This is a genomic window from Roseibium sp. AWQ4_290, assembly GCF_056160985.1.
Genome location: NZ_JBSWYG010000106.1, coordinates 1 through 235, shown reverse-complemented (window position 1 = coordinate 235; position 235 = coordinate 1). Strand labels below are relative to the sequence as shown.

1 protein-coding gene is annotated in these 235 nt (G+C 60.4%); it reads right to left on the bottom strand.

The window, feature by feature from the left end; all coding sequences use genetic code 11:
- The coding region (tnpB, locus tag ACXAH0_RS25330) for an IS66 family insertion sequence element accessory protein TnpB (protein WP_475196109.1) at positions 1–235 on the bottom strand (235 nt) is incomplete at both ends.

Here is a 235-nt window from a genome sequence, read left to right as displayed (position 1 = left end):
GACGCTGACTTTGCCAGCCTTCGCACCCGGCCAGACAAACCGGCCCTTCTCCAGGCGTTTGGAAAACAGACAAGCCCCCTGACTGTCCCACCAGATGATCTTCAAGAGATCGCCCCGCCGACCACGGAACACGAACAAGTGCCCAGAATAAGGATCTTCGGCCAGGACCTGTTCGGCTTGCGCGGCCAAAGAGTTGAAGCCGCGCCGCATGTCCGTCACACCCGACGCTAGCCAA